The 16,121-nt window shown below is 61.4% G+C and carries 16 protein-coding genes and 1 pseudogene; 5 read left to right on the top strand and 12 right to left on the bottom strand.

Annotated elements, in window-relative coordinates:
* Window positions 1-201 precede the first annotated feature (201 nt).
* From msrB to AC04SI_RS13985, 6 genes and pseudogenes are all read right to left on the bottom strand, one after another.
* Entirely contained in the window at window positions 202-687 is a 486-nt protein-coding gene (gene msrB / locus AC04SI_RS14010; protein ID WP_258122475.1) for a peptide-methionine (R)-S-oxide reductase MsrB, read from the bottom strand.
* A 171-nt stretch (window positions 688-858) separates the two neighbouring features.
* On the bottom strand, window positions 859-2,097 hold the full coding sequence (locus tag AC04SI_RS14005) for an epoxide hydrolase family protein (protein WP_488474349.1): 1,239 nt from the start codon (window positions 2,095-2,097) through the stop codon (window positions 859-861).
* A 331-nt stretch (window positions 2,098-2,428) separates the two neighbouring features.
* On the bottom strand, window positions 2,429-2,824 hold the full coding sequence (locus tag AC04SI_RS14000; protein WP_127205040.1) for an Ohr family peroxiredoxin: 396 nt from the start codon (window positions 2,822-2,824) through the stop codon (window positions 2,429-2,431).
* A 16-nt stretch (window positions 2,825-2,840) separates the two neighbouring features.
* A complete protein-coding gene (locus tag AC04SI_RS13995) occupies window positions 2,841-2,996 on the bottom strand; it encodes a hypothetical protein (protein ID WP_292576876.1) in 156 nt (51 codons plus the stop codon).
* Window positions 2,997-3,129: 133 nt separating this feature from the next.
* Complete coding sequence (locus AC04SI_RS13990) at window positions 3,130-3,723, bottom strand: DUF6130 family protein (protein ID WP_488474348.1); 594 nt, start codon at window positions 3,721-3,723, stop codon at window positions 3,130-3,132.
* A gap of 284 nt (window positions 3,724-4,007) precedes the next feature.
* Window positions 4,008-4,181, bottom strand: a pseudogene (locus AC04SI_RS13985) (protein-L-isoaspartate(D-aspartate) O-methyltransferase); the annotation flags it as partial.
* Window positions 4,182-4,333: 152 nt separating this feature from the next.
* Here AC04SI_RS13985 and AC04SI_RS13980 point away from each other — a divergent pair.
* The 3 genes from AC04SI_RS13980 to AC04SI_RS13970 are packed head-to-tail and all read left to right on the top strand — an operon-like array spanning window position 4,334 to window position 8,443.
* Window positions 4,334-4,990, top strand: coding sequence for an ABC transporter ATP-binding protein (locus tag AC04SI_RS13980; protein ID WP_488474347.1), 657 nt, complete (start codon window positions 4,334-4,336; stop codon window positions 4,988-4,990).
* Window positions 4,990-7,398, top strand: a complete 2,409-nt coding sequence (locus AC04SI_RS13975) for an ABC transporter permease (RefSeq protein WP_488474402.1) — start codon at window positions 4,990-4,992, stop codon at window positions 7,396-7,398. Before AC04SI_RS13980 ends, AC04SI_RS13975 begins: the two co-directional genes overlap by 1 nt.
* A complete protein-coding gene (locus AC04SI_RS13970) occupies window positions 7,388-8,443 on the top strand; it encodes a lipocalin-like domain-containing protein (RefSeq protein ID WP_488474346.1) in 1,056 nt (351 codons plus the stop codon). The genes AC04SI_RS13975 and AC04SI_RS13970 overlap by 11 nt, the downstream gene beginning before the upstream one ends.
* 218 nt (window positions 8,444-8,661) lie before the next feature.
* On the opposite strand, the gene AC04SI_RS13965 is transcribed toward AC04SI_RS13970, so the two are convergent.
* The 6 genes from AC04SI_RS13965 to AC04SI_RS13940 all read right to left on the bottom strand — a co-directional run bounded on the left by AC04SI_RS13965 (window position 8,662) and on the right by AC04SI_RS13940 (window position 13,737).
* Complete coding sequence (locus tag AC04SI_RS13965) at window positions 8,662-8,946, bottom strand: MurR/RpiR family transcriptional regulator (protein ID WP_488474345.1); 285 nt, start codon at window positions 8,944-8,946, stop codon at window positions 8,662-8,664.
* A 30-nt stretch (window positions 8,947-8,976) separates the two neighbouring features.
* Window positions 8,977-9,993, bottom strand: a complete 1,017-nt coding sequence (locus AC04SI_RS13960) for a Gfo/Idh/MocA family oxidoreductase (RefSeq protein ID WP_192257354.1) — start codon at window positions 9,991-9,993, stop codon at window positions 8,977-8,979.
* Between the two features lie 34 nt (window positions 9,994-10,027).
* On the bottom strand, window positions 10,028-10,756 hold the full coding sequence (locus tag AC04SI_RS13955) for a TIM barrel protein (RefSeq protein ID WP_488474344.1): 729 nt from the start codon (window positions 10,754-10,756) through the stop codon (window positions 10,028-10,030).
* Window positions 10,757-10,771: 15 nt separating this feature from the next.
* Window positions 10,772-11,560 carry an ATP-binding cassette domain-containing protein gene (locus AC04SI_RS13950; RefSeq protein ID WP_488474343.1) on the bottom strand — a complete coding sequence of 263 codons (789 nt, stop codon included), beginning with the start codon at window positions 11,558-11,560 and terminating at the stop codon, window positions 10,772-10,774.
* Window positions 11,560-12,681 (bottom strand): ABC transporter permease, encoded by a 1,122-nt coding sequence (locus AC04SI_RS13945; RefSeq protein WP_488474342.1) that lies wholly within the window; start codon window positions 12,679-12,681, stop codon window positions 11,560-11,562. The genes AC04SI_RS13950 and AC04SI_RS13945 overlap by 1 nt, the downstream gene beginning before the upstream one ends.
* Window positions 12,682-12,786: 105 nt before the next feature.
* Complete coding sequence (locus AC04SI_RS13940; protein WP_488474341.1) at window positions 12,787-13,737, bottom strand: sugar ABC transporter substrate-binding protein; 951 nt, start codon at window positions 13,735-13,737, stop codon at window positions 12,787-12,789.
* Between the two features lie 178 nt (window positions 13,738-13,915).
* On the opposite strand from AC04SI_RS13940, the gene AC04SI_RS13935 reads away from it, so the two are divergent.
* Both AC04SI_RS13935 and iolE read left to right on the top strand, forming a co-directional pair.
* Entirely contained in the window at window positions 13,916-14,911 is a 996-nt protein-coding gene (locus tag AC04SI_RS13935) for a LacI family DNA-binding transcriptional regulator (RefSeq protein WP_184872203.1), read from the top strand.
* An 87-nt stretch (window positions 14,912-14,998) separates the two neighbouring features.
* Entirely contained in the window at window positions 14,999-15,922 is a 924-nt protein-coding gene (gene iolE, locus AC04SI_RS13930) for a myo-inosose-2 dehydratase (RefSeq protein WP_488474340.1), read from the top strand.
* Window positions 15,923-16,121 lie beyond the last annotated feature (199 nt).

Genomic DNA, 16,121 nt, shown 5'->3' with positions numbered 1-16,121 from the left:
GACGGCCGGGGACGAAAGAATCTGGGGATGTGCATTTGTAGGAACCCGCCAACCACGCGCCTCGACCTGGGGTCCCACAAGCCACAGCCCGCCCCTGCCGCCGACAAACCCCGGCGGGCGGGTATCGGCCATCGGCCGCCTGGCCGCGGCGCCCCCACCCCGTATCACCGCGCTATGGCCACAGACGGCTGGAACGTAGAGTCAGCTACGCCACGGTTCACCTTCGGGAGCGCCTCGGCGGAGTTTGTCGGGAAGCAATTCCCCTTGGGGAGTGAACTCAAGCGATCCTGAATTTATGCAAAAACGCTCCCCGGCCGGCGGGGGGCCGTCTGGGAAGACGTGGCCTTGGTGCGCGCCACAACGGGCGCAAACGATTTCCGTTCTGACCATGCCGTAGCTGGTGTCGCGGATGTCACGCAGATGTTCTTCAGCGAAGGGCGCGGTAAAGCTCGGCCAGCCGGTGCCACTTTCAAATTTGGCGCCGCCTTTGAACAACGGCAGTCCGCACAAGCGGCAGGTATATACCCCCTCCCGCTTCTCAGTGAGAAAGACACCGCAGAACGGCGCTTCCTCGCCATGCTCGAGCAGCAAATGTCGCTCTTTGTCGCTGAGGTCTGCCGCCAACTCCCGCAACTGTTCCTGGGTGGGGGGTGTCAAATCGAATTGCACTTCGATGATATCGTTCATCGTCGATCGCCTCACAGCTCAGCCGCGACGGCTGGACACCCGCAAAGGCGGCGGTGGCCGGGCCGACGCGACATCCAGACGTCACATTGTTGCATCATGACGATGCTCACTACCTAGATCACCGTTATTGACTTGGACGGCGCCACTTTGGCGCCGTCCAATCACTCGATCTCAATGCAGCGACCGGAACGCGGTCCTGAGTTCATTGACCAAGATCTCCGGCTGTTCCCATGCGGCGAAGTGACCGCCCCTGGGAAGCTTGGTGTAGTGGATGAGCTTGGGATATGCCTGCTCCGCCCAACTGCGCGGCGCCTGGAAGAGCTCGTCCGGAAAGGCGCTTACGGCCACGGGGATCTTGACGCCCTTCGGCGTAAAGAAGCCGAGCTTCCTCTCCCAGTAGAGACGAGCCGCGGAAACCCCCGTGTTCGTCAGCCAGAACAGTGTGATGTTGTCGAGCACATCGTCGCGCGAGAGACCTTCAGGGACCCCGTCAAAGGAGCGCGAGATGAGCTCGAGGCTGCGCGCATCGTGGTCGATCATGAAGGTGGCCAAACCGACCGGTGAATCCGCGAACGCGGTCAGGGTCTGCGGACGCGTGCCCATGAACAGGGCGTAGTAGACGTCCTTGTAGAAGGCCGCCAGTTGCTCGTAGGCATGCTTCTCGTCCGCGGAAAGACCCGCCGGCACCGGCGCGCCAGTGAAAGCCGCGGCGTCGATTGCGGGCGGAACCACGCCGGGCATGTTGGTGTGGATGGCCAGCAGTTCCTGAGGTGCCTGCACGCCCATCAGGTCAACGATGACCGCACCCCAGTCGCCGCCCTGCGCCACGTATTTCGCGTACCCGAGGCGCTTCATCAGCACAATCCACGCAGGTGCGATGCGCTCGGCCCCCCAGCCAGTCTCGGTCGGCTTGCCAGAAAAGCCGTAGCCCGGCATGGACGGGATCACCACGTGGAAGGCGTCGGCGGCAGTGCCGCCATGTGCCGTCGGGCTGGTGAGCGGCTCGATGACCTTGAGCTGCTCGACGATGGAACCCGGCCAGCCGTGCGAGATGAGCACAGGCAAGGCATTTTCGTGCTTCGAGCGCACGTGGATGAAATGGATATCGAGACCATCGATTTCGGTGATGAAGTTCGGCACGGCATTGAGGCGCGCCTCGACCTTGCGCCAGTCATATTCAGTGGCCCAGTAGCGCGCGAGTTTCTGCGTGGTTGCGAGCGGCACGCCCTGCGAAAAGTCCGTGACGGTTTCACGCTCCGGCAACCTCGCGGCGGCGACGCGCCGGCGCAATTCGGTCAGTTCCGACTCGGGAACGTTGACGCGGAAGGGGCGGATTGAGTCGCCGACCCCGGCGGCAGCCGTGGCGGCATGTGTTTCGCGCCGTTTGGGCGATGGTGATGTTGCTGACATGACGTCCTCCTATCTCTATCCGATCATTCGGATGCGAGACAAGGATCGACCGTCGGTAACGTTAACTCTATTGCACTATGGTATCGGCAATACTTTTGGATTGGTCCCGATTCGCAAATGTACTTTCAGAAATTCCGGGATTTACAATCCATAACTACACGATTTACATCGGTGAAACCAATGGAGCGACTGCGGTGTTGCCCTAATGCGTTCGGCGCCACTTTGGCGCCGCGCAATTACTGGATCTCAATGCAGCGACCGGACGCTATTCTGAGTTCATTGGTGAACAGCTCCGGCTTTCGCGGTCTCCGCCGGGCAGACTTGACCGGGTTCAGAGGAGCTTGGTCGCAACGTTGATGTTGCCGTGCGTCGCCTTGGAGTACGGACAAATGCTGTGTGCCGCACCGAGCAGCTCGCGCGCAACCTGAGGGTCGACGCCCGGCACGCTGACGTTGAGGCGCGCCCGCAGGAAGTAGGAGCCGGCGTCTGAGTTCAAATCGATCTCTGCATCGACCGCGGTACCCGCCGGAAGCTTGATGTTTCTCTGGGAGGCTGCGACCTCGAGCGCTCCCATGTAGCAGGCCGACCAGGCGGCACCGAACAGGTTTTCGGCGGCCGGGTGCGGCTGCTTCAGCTTGATGTCCAGCTGGCCGTCGCTGCTGCGGGCTCCGCCATCGCGACCGCTAGTATTGTGGGTCTTGCCAGTGAAGAGAAGTTTCTCAGTCATATCGAAATCCTTTCTCCTATCGTTCCAGCATGCCGATGAACGGACCCGCTGCCCGGCACATGGTGCTGCGCGGCCCGGCGCCCCAGCCAGTATCGGTCGGCTTGCCCTGTCGAAGATAGCTCGTCGCCTTCCTCAGGATGAATGGCTCCGCATTCATGGGAGTCCTTGTCATGGCGTAGTCTCCTGTCCGGCGCTCTAACGCCGGATAATTCGAGGTTTGACACCCCGGAGACTACGCCAACTCCCAAAAGCAACCACTCCCGCGACGGCACCGTTTCCGGGGCATTAGCGGAAAGCCGGTCTCCCTATTTTGCAGGAGGCACAGTGAACGGTACCGTCACAGATTGTCCGGCGAAGACGTTGTGGTTAGCGTCGACCAACTCGATCTTCACCTTGTGATCGCCGGGCGAAAACCCTGCAATGTCGACAGTATTGGTGTTACCCGAATCCGCCCACAAGAATTCGTGGTCGTTGACGGTTATATGCAGATGCCCGATGCGTGGAGATGCCTTGAGGGCGCCCTCCCCAAACACCGGCACGATGTGCACGTTCTCCGTCCGGTACTGGGCCTGAAAGAGGCCCTGGGCCAGTGGGCCCGGAAGTGGTGGATCCACAATCAGTTTGGGTGCGGGTTCGTTCTCGATTGTTTCGAACGGTGAAGCGCCGCGGACGTCCCTCGCGCTCTGGGCGAAGGCGCTCGTAGCGAGCACGGCTCCTGTCGCGACTGCGGCAAGCGTCGTGATGAGTAGGGTCATGGCATTGTGCCGAAACCGGCGCAATTCGGTCAGTTCCGACTCGGGAACGTTGACGCAGAAGGGGCGGATTGAGTCGCCGACCCCGGCGTGAGCCGTGGCGGCATGTGTTTCGCGCCGTTTGGGCGATAGTGATGCTGCTAACATGACGTCCTCCTATCTCTATCCGATCATTCGGATGTGAGACAAGGATCGACCGTCGGCAACATTAACTCTATTGCACTATGGTATCGGCAATACCTTTGGATTGGTTCGCTCGCAAATCAACTTTCAGAAACTCAAGAGAAATTGCGGGATTTACAATCCATAACTACATGATTTACATCGCCGAAACCAATGGAGCGACTGCGGTGTTGCCCTACCGCGTTCGCGCCCGTCCCGAGCCCCCTCGCGGCTCCAATCACTGGAATGAGATCGAAGTGATAGCCAAGCGCAAACGGGGCTGGCACGAAGCGATGCCGCGGCACCCGCCGCATCGCTGCCATCACCCGCTCATCGAGCGTCGCCTTGCCGACTTCTTCGCTTGCAAGGTCGGCATGGATTGCAATCACCTCGACCATGTGCCTGCGTAGAACCGCGAGGTGCTCTTCTTTCATCGGCTTCATGACGGTGGGGCTTTCCTCAACCAGTCTGCTGCCAGATAGCTTTATGCCTTGTTCGTCTGTCACAGTAACGCCCGCCACCGTGGTTCGACCACTCACTCGATCCACCCGCCGTGTCAGATGCACGCGGTCCTCCGGGGGAGTAACATAGTAACATGCTGCTGAGGCTGCACCAGATCGACAAATTCTACTCCACTGGCGAGGGGCCGTTGCATGTTCTGCACGGGATCGATCTTTCGCTGGAGGCGGGCAAGAGCCTTGCGCTGACCGGCGAGTCGGGCAGCGGCAAGAGCACGCTTTTGCACCTCGTTGCAGGGCTCGACAGCCCTGATGCGGGAGAAATCCACCTTGGCGGTACCAATATTGTGGGGCTGAACGATACGGCCCTTGCCGCCCTGCGGCGGGGAACAGTCGGACTTGTGTTCCAGCAGTTCAACCTGATCCCTTCGCTTGATGTGGCAGCCAACCTTGCCTTTCAGGCTCGACTTGCCGGCCGTCCTGATCCGGCGTGGCTGAAGGTCCTTGCTGAACGGCTGGGCCTGGCCAAGGTCCTAACGCGCTACCCTGAACAGCTGTCGAGTGGGCAACAACAGCGGGTGGCGATTGGGCGGACCCTAGCCGCTCGGCCCCGGCTGGTTTTGGCCGATGAGCCCACGGGCAATCTCGATGAGGCAACAGGGGATGCTGTACTCGATCTTATGCTGTCGCTGGTGGCTGAAACGGATGCCGCCCTGTTAATGGTTACCCATTCCGACCGTCTGGCAAACCGGCTGAACGCCCACGTTCACCTGCACGCGGGACGGCTGGCTTGATGGTGTGGACCGGGTTGTCAGCGCTCTTGTCGCATTGGCGCAGGCGGCCTGTCCAACTGGCGATGCTGCTTTTGGGGCTATCGCTGGCAACGGCGCTGTGGTCAGCGGTTCAGGCGATCAACGGTGAGGCGCGGGCGAGCTATGACCGTGCAGCGGCGATCCTTGGGCAGGACCGGCTCGCGCAACTGGTGCGTGAGGACGGTGCCCAGATGGATCAACAGGTGTTTGTGAGACTGCGGCGAGCAGGCTGGCTGGCTTCGCCGGTGATTGAAGGTGAAATGCGGTTTGGGGATGTGAGGTTGCGCGTCCTCGGCATTGACCCACTGACTTTGCCGCCGCAGGCGCAGCAGGTGGATGTTGAGGTGGGTGATGAGCTATTGCCGTTCATCACGGCGCCCGGTGTGCTCTATGCAGCTCCGGAAACCGCGGCACGACTAACCGAGCAAGCAACACCTCCCGTGCGCGTGGCCGAGGGTTTGCCGCCTGGCACAGTCCTCACCGACATCGGGCAGGCGCAGGTCTTGCTTGGGGCAAAGGACAAGATCTCTCGTCTTTTGCTCTGGCCGGACCAACCGATTGGCCGTGCCCCTCTAGAGGCGACAGCCCCCGGCCTGACCCTGCGCGAGCCGAGCGAAACGGGGGATCTTGCCAGGCTGACTGACAGTTTTCACCTGAACCTGACGGCTTTCGGTTTTCTTGCCTTTGCGGTGGGGTTCTTCATCGTGCATTCCGCCATCGGTCTGGCTTTTGAACAACGCCGCCAGGTATTTCGCACGCTGCGCGCACTGGGCTTGCCGGCCCGCGTGCTGGTCCTTTTGCTGATCGCCGAGCTGCTGATCTTCGCCCTCCTCGCGGGACTGGTGGGCGTGGCACTTGGCTATGTAGTCGCCTCGGCCCTTTTGCCCGACGTCGCCGCCACCCTGCGCGGGCTTTACGGGGCCGATGTGCCGGGAACGCTGTCGATCCGCCCCGCAGTGTGGGCAGCGGGGCTGGCGATCGCGGTAATCGGCACGCTGGTAGCGGCCGCACAGAGCCTCTGGCGCTTATGGCACCTGCCACTGCTTGCGCCGGCCCAGCCTCGGGCCTGGGCGCGGGCTTCGGAGCGGGCCCTGCGCGCGCAAGGCGTGGCTGCAATGGTGCTCCTGTTGACGGCGGCGGGAATTGCACAGTTCGGATCCGGCCTCGAGGCGGGTTTTGCGCTTCTGGCGGCATTGCTGTTGGGGGCGGCACTGGCGCTGCCGCTCGTGCTGACGGGGATATTGCACCTTGGCGGCCGCTTGGCGCATGGACCATTGGCTGAATGGTTTTGGGCCGACACGCGTCAACAGCTTCCCGGCCTGTCATTGGCGCTAATGGCACTGCTGCTTGCGCTGGCCGTCAATGTGGGCGTCAGCACGATGGTGTCGAGCTTTCGGCTGACCTTCACCGGCTGGCTCGATCAGCGTCTCGCCTCAGAGCTTTACGTGACCGCCCGCACTGAAGCAGAGGCCACGGCGATACGCGACTGGCTGGCCCAGCGCAGCGACGCGGTCCTGCCGATCTGGAGCATTGAGGGCCGGGTCGCAGGGCAGCCCGCGGCAATATACGGCGTGGCCGATCATGCCACCTATCGCGACAACTGGCCGATCCTCTCTGCAGTGCCGGAGGTGTGGGACCGGATCGCCGCAGGCGACGGCGCCCTGATCAACGAACAACTGGCGCGGCGCCAGGAGTTGGGCTTGGGGGACCAGATCACGCTGCCCGGTGGCTGGCGGGCCAGCATCGTCGGCGTCTATGCCGACTATGGCAACCCGATCGGCCAAGTGATCATCGGGATCGACACACTGCTCCAGCACTATCCTGACGTCTCCCGCCTGCGCTATGCCATTCGGATTCCCCCCGGCAAGGCCGAAGCACTGGCTGCGGGTTTGCGGGCGGAATTCGGGCTGCCCGCGCAGAACGTGATTGACCAGGCCGGGATCAAGGTCTTTTCGCTCAAAGTGTTTGAGCGCACATTCAACGTGACAGCCGCGCTGAATGTGCTGACGCTAGGAGTCGCGGGGCTGGCGATGTTTGCGAGCCTCATGACCCTGTCGGGGATGCGCCTGCCGCAACTGGCGCCAGTCTGGGCCATGGGTCTGCCCCGCCGCCACCTCGTATGGCTGGAGCTTTGGCGCGGCTTGTTGTTGGCAGCCTTGACCATGCTGGCCGCTCTGCCTGTAGGTATCGGGCTCGCCTTTGTTCTGCTGGCGGTGGTAAATGTCGAGGCTTTTGGTTGGCGTCTGCCGATGCACCTCTTTCCCGGTGACTGGGTGCGGCTGGCGGCGCTCGCGCTGCTGGCGGCCGGGCTTGCAGCCGCCGTGCCTGCCTGGCGGCTGGCGCGTCTTTCGCCATCGGATTTGTTGAGCGTATTTGCACATGAGCGTTAGGGCATTGCTGATCTATCTGTGCTTGGCCGCACCTGCCTTTGGCCAGGGTTTTGCTGGGCTTGGCACAGAGGCTGACGGGTTTTCAGTGCCGCAGCCGGGGACTGCATTCAACTTCCCGGCAGACCACGGCCCGCACCCCGGTTACCGGATCGAATGGTGGTATTTGACCGCCAACCTGCAAGCTGCGGATGGAACGGACTATGGTGTGCAATGGACTCTTTTCCGATCCGCCCTGGCCCCGGTGGAGCGGTCCGGCTGGTCCAGTCCGCAGCTTTGGATGGGTCATGCGGGGCTGACGACGCAAACGCACCAATTCGTGGCCGAACGGATGGCACGGGGCGGCATCGGCCAGGCGGGGGTTTCGGCTGCGCCCTTTGCGGCCTGGATTGACAACTGGCAGATGGCAGGCCGGGCCCTGCCAGAGGCGGATGCGCTGTCGGCGCTCGATCTGCACGCGGCGGGACAGGCGTTTTCCTACGAACTGGCACTGGACGCCAAAGGCCCTCTGGTGCCGCAGGGAGTGCAGGGCTACTCGGTGAAATCCGAGAAGGGGCAGGCGAGCTATTATTACTCGCAACCATACTACCACGTGACCGGCACGCTGATCCTTCCGGCAGGCGCGATTGCGGTGACTGGTCAGGCGTGGTTGGACCACGAATGGTCCTCGCAGCCGCTGGCTGAGGATCAAACCGGGTGGGACTGGTTCTCGCTGCATTTCGACAGCGGCGAAAAGATGATGGGCTTTCGCCTGCGCGACGGAGGGCCGGGCTTTACATCGGCCACATGGATCAAGGCCGACGGCAGGCCGCAGCCGCAGGCCCCCGGCGCGCTAAGAGTGACGCCGCTCGAAACGGCGGCAGTCGCGGGACGTAGCGTGCCGATCCGCTGGAGGGTGCAATTGCCGGAAAAAGGGGTGGATGTGACCACGCGGGCGCTGAACCCGCAAGCCTGGATGGACACACGCTTTCCCTATTGGGAAGGCCCGATCCGATTTGAGGGCACCCATGCTGGGCGCGGCTATCTCGAGATGACAGGCTATGAGTGACTGGAGGACGCCGCTCGATCGCGAGATCGCGACGGTTGGCGATTGCCGAAAGTGGAGAAGGTTAGTTTCCAGCGCCTTTCCCTCTACCAAAATTCAGATAAGCTATTGAAATATATAGTAAATTATGCGCAATTTGGTAGCGCTCTCGGACAAAATTCCTCAATAATTTCAATGCTGCACGACTGACGCTGACCGATCCATCCCTGCATTGGTTGGAGCTAACCAGCCTTCAGGCTTGTTGCCTTCCGTAGGTGCAGCTGAAAAAAACCCCTGAAGTCTCGAAAATCGGCGAAACCGAGGCCCGTAGCGGCGCGCACCACCGTAGAGGGCGAGACGGAGCATTCGGCGGCAATCGAGCCGACGGTGCCAAAAGCTATCACGTCTGGCTTCGCCAGTGCCATCCGAGCAACTTGTTCCTGCTGCTCCGGAAGTGTGATCGTCCGTGAGGCAATCATGCCTTTGAGTTCGCTCACGTCGCTTGGTCGTTTGATGGCCTCGTGCATGACCACACTCCTCTGTAGCTCCAGAAGCTTCTATCGCAGCGGAATGGCTTGCTTCTTCGAGACGGACTCGATGCAGGCAAGCGCAATTTTTAGAGCGTTGCGCGCGTCCTCGCCCGTCGGTCCTTCAACTTTGCAGGTACGAGAGGCTCGAACGAACGAGGCGAGCTGCGCCGTGTAGCCTTGGACGAAATGGTCGGTGTCGCGGCGCCAGGTATCGTTCGACAGGCCGTTCTTGTCGAAGAGCGTCATGCTGGAGCGACGAACGTCGCCCATGGTCACCATGCCGCCGGAGCCGAAGACCTCGCCGCGGATGTCATAGCCGTAGAGTGCCGAGAAGTTTGCTTCGGCGACGGCAACGGAGCCGTTGTCGAACCGGACTGTGACTACCGCTGTGTCAAGGAAGCCGTTTTCCCTGAAATCCGGCCGCACTAAAGCGTCGGCTACAGCAGACACCTCTACCGGCTGCGCGCCCGGATTGAGCCACAACAGCGTGTCGAAGTCGTGGATGAGCGTCTCGTAGAAGATGGTCCAGAGTGGGATCCGCGCCGGATCGGCGCCGAACGGGCCTGGATCGCGCGTGAGAGAGCGAAGGAGCTGCGGCGTCCCGACTTTCCCGGCATCAATCGCTGCTCGCCCCTCAGCAAAGGCCTGATCCCAGCGCCGGTTGAAGCCCACCTGAAGTGGGACCCCGGCCGAACGCGCCGCGGCGATTGCCCGGTCGGCATCCTCCAGGGTCAATGCCATCGGCTTCTCGCAAAAGATCGCCTTGCCTGCTTCGGCGGCCTGCACGAGGACGTTCGTATGGAACCGCGCGGGAGTGGCTATAATCACCGCCTCGAGCCCCGGATGAGAGAGGAGATCGGCCGTATCCGTGTAGGCGCTTTCGACGCCGAGCTTCTCAGCGAGGTTGGACGCCGCATCCGGCGCAGGATCAGCGATACCAACGAGATCGGCACCGACGAGGCGGCACGCGACGGTCTCACCGTGGAAAGAACCGATGCGACCGGCGCCGATGAGTCCGACACTGACAGGCTTATTCTTGGGCATTCGAGCAATCCTAAAAAAGGGTTGGAGAGGTAAGTCAGACCGTGAAGGCCTCGCGGAAGGCTTCGAGCGCGGCGTCGGGATCGCCGGTGGCCCAGGCTTCCATGCCGACAGGGCCGGAATAATCCATTGCCTTCAGGGCTTTGGCGACACCACGCCAGTTAATCTCGCCGGTGCCGGGTTCGCAGCGGCCCGGAACGTCCGCCACCTGGATCTCGCCGATCCAGGGCAGGCACTTGCGGCAGAGTTCGATCAAATTCCCCTCGCCGATCTGGGCGTGGTAGAGATCGAGGTTCAGGCGAAGTCGCGCATGGCCGATGCTCGACACCAGGGCGAGCGTGTCCTCGGCACGGCCAAAGGGCACGCCTGGGTGGTCGACCGGCAGGTTGAGATTTTCAAGCGTGAAGGTGACACCTTCCTGCTCGGCTAGGTCGCCGACGCGGCAGAGAGTGTCACGCGCCTTCAGCCACATCGCACCGGTGACGACTTCGATGGGCTGAACTGGGAGGCCCCTGTCCCCAAGCCCCGTGCCGTGCAGGTTGAGGCGCTGCACCCCGAGGCGCTTGCCAACCTGTGCGGTCTCGCGGGCCGTTCTGATCAGTTCGGCCGCACCTTCATCATCGGTCAGACGGCCCGCAAGGTAGCCGTTCATGATCGTGAAGGTCGCTCCGGTCGCCTCGAGCTTGGCGAGATCGTGCTCCGGCCAATTCCAAAGGCCGACGCCGAAGCCCATCTCCCTGAGGCGCGAGGCACGCCATTCCGACATGTGAAAAGCTCTCGATCAGATCGTTCCGCCGAGTTCCTCTGAGAGCGACTGCAGCTCCTTGCCGCCTGCCATCAGGTTCTGGAGCTCGTCGATGCCGATCTGATCTTTCCTATAAGTGCCGAGCGTCTTGCCGCGATTGAGCACCGTGAAGCGGTCGCCGACGGCATAGGCGTGACGGACATTGTGGGTGATGAAGATCACGCCGAGACCCTTGTTGCGGACCTGGCCGATGTACTTCAGCACCATGGAGGTCTGGGCAACGCCAAGAGCGGAAGTCGGCTCGTCCAGGATGAGGACCTTGGCGCCGAAATAAACCGCGCGGGCGATCGCAACACACTGACGCTCGCCGCCTGAAAGCGTTCCAACGGCCTGCTGAGGGTCGCGCACGTCGATGCCGATCCTGTGCATCTCGTCTCGTGTGACGTTGTCGGCCTGCTCCATGTCCATGCGTTTGAAAGGCCCGAAACCGACCACGGGCTCGCGCCCCATGAAGAAGTTGCGGGTCACCGACATCAGCGGGATCATGGCGAGGTCCTGATAAACGGTGGCAATGCCGGCATCGAGGGCATCGCGCGGTCCCGCAAAGAGCCGGGGCTGCCCCTCGACCAGGAATTGTCCGGACGTCGGCTTGTGCACGCCGGCAAGCGTGTTGATCAGCGTCGACTTGCCGGCGCCGTTATCGCCCAGCAAGCAGAGCACCTCATGCGCATTCACGCTCATCGACACACCGTTCAGCGCAATGACCGAGCCGAAATGCTTGACGATGTCCTTGACCTCAATGAGGGGCGTTTGGGACGTGGCCATCAGCGTTCTCCCGTTACGCGCTTGCGGATGACATTGTTGAAAATCACCGCGACCAGCAGCATGCCGCCGAGAAAGACGAGGTACCAATCCTGGTCGATCGAGGTGTAGGTCAGTCCGATCAGAACCATGCCGAACACGATCGATCCGAAGAAGGCGCCGATTGCCGAGCCATAGCCGCCGGTCAGCAGGCACCCGCCGATGACGGCAGCGATGATCGCCTCGAACTCCTTCTGGAAGCCGCGGCGGGCGTCGGTCGAGCCAGCATCGAGAACTGTAAGGATGGCAACCAGCGTGGCGCAGAGCGCGGTGATCACGAAGAGCGCCGTCTTTACCCGCGCAACCGGCACGGCGGATTTGCGGGCAGCGCGAGGATCGCCGCCGGCTGCAAAAATCCAGTTGCCAAAACGCGTCCGCAACAGGACCCACGTCGCGAGCAGGGCAATCGCTATGAACCACAAAATCTCGACGGGAATGCCCGGCACTTTCGGAGCGCCGCTCGGAAATGCCTCGATGGTGCCTTTCTCGGCGAGCCACGAGAACAGGCTGGAAAAGGCGTCGCCCGAAAAGAACGGCGCCAGCGGGCTGCCGGCGGCAGCCTCCTTCATGCCGCGAAGCTGGGTGGAGCCGCCGCTCGCCCATTTTAGGCCGACCAGGGTCAGCCCGCGCAGGATGAACAGAAACGCCAGCGTGACGATGAAGGACGGCAGGCCGGTGCGCATCGTGATCTGCGCGTTGGTGACGCCGATGAAGACGGCGAAGGCGACGGCAACCAGGATCGCAACGCTGAGCGGCACATGCCAAACGACGAGCGCGGTGCCGAAGACCAGCCCGGCAAAAGCCACCATCGATCCGATCGAGAGATCAAATTCGCCGCCGATCATCAGTAAAGCCGCGCCGGTGGCAAGAATGCCGAGTTGGGCGGCCGGTGCCATGAAATTCATGATGCCGGCCAGCGTGAACATCGCCGGATTTGCGGTGAAGAAGAAAAAGATGGTCACGAGCACCAGGCCTGCAACAGCGCCGAGTTCGGGGCGCCGCAGGAGCGCGGTCATCGTCGAGACTTTCTTCAGTCGCTCATCGGAGTGACTTGTGGCCGTGCTCTGTTCTTTGGTCAGAGTCATTGTTTCCTCCCGATTTTTATCAAGCTCAAGCCGTACAGATGCGGTCTTCCGGTCCTGCACGAAGATTAAGCGGTCCCCGCCGAAGCGAGGACCGCCCGGCTCTCCTTAGCGGATGCCCTGGGAGGATCTCTCAATGACGGAAGCGGCCGTGTCCTTCTCGACGAAGCTCGGACCGGAGGGCACATTGCCAGCGGGGATCGTACCGTAGCGGGCATAGAGTGCGAGGAACGTCACCGGCAGATAGCCTTGCAGGTAGGGCTGCTGATCGACCGCGAACAAAGCCTTGCCGTCGGCAACCGCCTTCAGGAAGCCCGCCGACAGGTCATAGGAGGCTACCTTCACCTTGTCGCCGACGCCCATCTTCTCGACGACTGCGACCGCAGGCTCGCCGACGAGCGGGGCCGAGAGACCGAGCACCACGTCGATCGACGGATCGGATGTGAGTGCGGCCTGGATCTTCGCTTCGATTTCGGCCGGATCGGCCGTTGTCGGCAGCACGGTCACCTTGCCGCCCTCAAAACCCTTTTCGGTGCCGGCGCAACGCTGGTCGAGAGCGGCATTGCCCACTTCCTGGTTGACGCAGAGAACGTGCTTCAGGCCGAGGGATTTCAATTTCTCGCCGACCTTGATGCCCGCTGGGCCTTCGTCCTGGCCAACATGCAGCTTGATGCCGAGCTTCTCTGCCGCCGAGATGCCTGAATTCATCGAAATCACCGGAATGCCGGCCGCGACAGCCTTCTCGATTGCCGGACCGAGCGCATCCGGGTCAGGGTCCGAGATGACGATGCCGGCAGGCTTCTGATTAGCGGCAGCTTCGATCAGTTGGCCCATTGCCACCATGTCGAAGGTTTCCGGAGCGCGATAGTCGACTTTGACATTGCTGTCCTTCCCGGCCTGCATCATCCCGTTCTTCACGATGGACCAGAATGGATCTGACGCCTGTCCGTGGGTGACCGCGATAATGGAAATATCCTCAGCTCTGGCGCTGATGGCCACTGAAGCTGCTGCACCGAGGATGACGGCACCGACTGCGAGTCTCTTTAGAATGGATTTCATCTGCTCCTCCTAACGTTGCCGTCTCCTCCTGAGGCGGCAAAAAAGCGAATGCTACCGGGTGCAAAAGTGTTTGCTACCGGGTGCAAACGCGTGCATCATAGCTTTTGATACGCTAAAAGCAAGCGTTCATTTCACGGAATCAGAAAATGGAATGGACGTTTCATTTTGTGGAGGCTTCATGAGAAGGCGGGCAACGGCGAAGAACGTGGCAGATGCGGCCGGCGTCTCAAAATGGACAGTTATCCGTGCGTTCACGCCGGGCGCATCGATTACCGAGGAGAGCAAACGTAGGGTTCTGCAGGCTGCAGCGGCGCTTAACTACTCGCCGAACCTCCTCGCCCGCAGCTTGGCCACCAATCTCACGCATCAGGTGGCGGTCTTCGTCGACGACTTTGCCAACCCTCAGAAGTTGCCCTTCCTGGAGACTTTGACCGATCGGCTGCAGGCTGAAGGGCTGGTCGCCATGCTGATCAACATCAACAATCACTTCGATCATGTGCGTGCCCTGCTCAACGCGGATCAGCGCCAGGTCGATGCCATCATCATGTTCGGCACTGCTTTTCGCAGCGAAACGTTGAATGACAGGCGGCTGGGCCGGAGCATGCCGCCGATGTTCGTGCTGGCAAGGGACAGCCAGATCGATGGCGTGCCTGCCGTTGTCTGTGACGCCGAGCTGGCATTGAAGGAGATCGTCGATCATCTTTATGAAAAGGGATACCGGCGTCCGGGCTTCATGGCTGGGGCGCCGGCCCTCTCCACGGCGCTCAGGCGCCGGCATCATTTCATCGATTTCTGGAAACAGAAGGGTGTAGACGAGACCGCGGTGATATCGGCGGAAAGGTATAGCGCGCAGGCCGGAGCAGAATCCGTTCGCCACTACCTTCAGAATACGGACGCCAAGGATAGGGTCGACGTCCTCATGTGCGAGAACGACATCCTGGCCATCGGCGCGCTTGACGAAATCCGCGGGCAGTTTGGCTTGCGTGTGCCGCAGGACATGGCCGTCATCGGCTTCGACAATTACGAGTTGGGCGGAGCATCGGTCTATGGCCTTTCCACATACGAGCAGCCGAAGGACGAAATGGTTGAGGTTGTCATCGAGATGATAACCGGGCGGCTGCCCCCTGAGACTGTCACACTGCCGGGAAAGCTCATCGTCAGGAATTCTGCCTGAGCCACTTCTCAGAGCCAATCGGGGACACGGCGAACGTTGTCCTGCCGAGGCCTCTCAGTTCAAATCGAACATTATGCAGGGAATGCAATGACCCAGATTGATATCTTGCTGCCGCCCGACGTGCGACTAGCCGTCAGTCCGCTGTCCTGGGCGAACGACGTTCTTGAAGACCTTGGCGCGGATATACCGCTGGAAACCTGCCTGCGTGACGCCGCCGATGCTGGATATCATGGCGTGGAGCTCGGGCGAAAGTTTCCGCGAGATGCAAACACCCTGAGCCCGCTGCTTGCTAGCCATGGTCTCGCCCTGGCGTCCGGCTGGCATTCGGGAAAACTAGCTGAACGTGGCGTTGGCGAAGAAATGGAAGCGGTCGCCAGCCATGCCGGCCTCCTGCACGCGATGGATTGCAAAGTGATGGTTTACGGCGAGGTCGCGATGATGACGCCGGGATCGCCGCTCGATGTTCCGATGTCAAAGCGAGTAATCATGCCGAAGGCAGACATGGCTGCGTATGCTGCGCGGTTGACCGAGTTCGCGAAGCGTCTTGCCGAGGAGTACGATCTTAAACTTGCGTACCATCATCATCTGATGATGGTTGCCGAGACATTCGACGAGATCTCGGGAATCTTCGACAAAGTGGGACCAGAGACAGGCTTGCTGCTCGACACCGGTCACGCCGTGGCAGCCGGCTTTGACTACGTCCGACTGATCGAGCGCTTTGGAGACCGTATCAACCATATCCACCTCAAGGATATCCGCAGGCCGGTTCTGGAAGAAGTCCGTACCGGCGATCTGAGCTTCAATGCCGGTGTGCGCAGGGGAGTATTCACAGTGCCGGGAGATGGGATCGTAGACTTCGTCCCAATTGCCCGCTTTGTCAGGGATCAAGGCTATGGCGGGTGGCTCGTGGTCGAAGCCGAGCAGGACCCAGCGGTCGCCCCACCCCGTCTCGCCGTCGCGCGAGCCTTTGAGCATATGTGCGATGTTTTCGCCGACCGACCAGATGCGTAGTGGAGGTTCAGTGCTGGCGCTATCAGGACCTCTAGTGTAGTCGCAGGACAATGTCTTCTGTGGATGGCTCCCGTATTGCAAGAGGTAATTCGTTGTTCTGGCGCATTGGTCGGGTGCAGTCTTCTGTCCGGCCTGTTCATGCAGCCGTTCGAAGCTGCTGGCCCTGATGGGGTCGGCGAACAAGGTCCCAATCTGCTTT

The organism is Mesorhizobium sp. CNPSo 4689 (assembly GCF_057784325.1).
The sequence above is the reverse complement of the archived record's forward strand: the minus strand, read 5'-3'. Positions and strand labels throughout refer to the sequence as shown.